The organism is Rhodoplanes sp. SY1, assembly GCF_046000175.1.
In the GTDB taxonomy this organism is placed as follows: Bacteria; Pseudomonadota; Alphaproteobacteria; order Rhizobiales; family Xanthobacteraceae; genus Rhodoplanes.
Genome location: NZ_JBEOMB010000437.1, coordinates 1 through 934 on the forward strand (window position 1 = coordinate 1; position 934 = coordinate 934).

A 934-nucleotide genomic window follows, 5' to 3' on the forward strand; every position below is an offset into this window, starting at 1 on the left:
CGATCGCCCCGCTCACCGCCCTCGACGTCGCGTACACGCAGAACTTCGATTCACTGACGACCGCAGGCACCCTGACCATCAACGGCTGGCTCATGTACGAGACGGCCGGTTCCACGAGCCAGGGCAGCTCCGTCAACCAGCAGTTCATCCTGGGGACCGGCTCGAGCAACACCGGCGACACCTACAGCTTCGGCTCGTCCACGAGCGATCGCGCCCTGGGCACGCTGCGGAGCGGCGCCATCTCTCCGTTCATCGGCGCCGGGTTCACCAACAACACGGGCCAGACGATCACCGAGCTCGTGATCAGCTACCGTGGCGAGGAGTGGCGCCTGGGCGCGACCGGCCGGACCGATCAGCTCGACTTCCAGATCAGCACGAACGCCACCAGCCTGAGCTCGGGGACCTGGACCGACGTCAACCAGCTCGACCTCCTCACCCCGGGCACCTCGGGCGCGACGGGTGCGCGCGACGGCAACGCCGCGGGGAACTACACCAACCTGTCCTACACGATCACCGGGCTGAACATCGCCGCGGGATCGAGCTTCATGATCCGCTGGACCGACGCCGACCCGAGCGGTGCAGACGACGGCCTGGCGATCGACAATTTCTCCCTGACGCCGAAGGGAACCGCCCCGACCCCGACCGTGTCGATCGACAGCGTCAGCGTCCTCGAGGGTGACGCCGGCACCAAGGTGATGACCTTCACGGTCACCCGCAGCGACACCACCACGGCCTTCTCGGTCAACTACGCGACCGCCAACGGCACCGCTACCGCGGGCAGCGACTACGTCGCCAACACCGGCACGCTCACCTTCACGGCCGGCGGCCCGGCGACTCAGACCATCTCCGTCACGATCAACGGCGACCTCGTGAACGAGGCGAACGAGACCTTCACGGTCGCCCTGTCGAACATCGTCAACACCACCGGCACGAC

General features: G+C 67.1%; 1 protein-coding gene. It reads left to right on the forward strand.

All coding sequences use genetic code 11. The features are described 5' to 3' along the window. A partial coding sequence (locus ABTU92_RS30205; RefSeq protein WP_408095219.1) for a Calx-beta domain-containing protein occupies positions 1–934 on the forward strand: 934 nt, incomplete at both ends.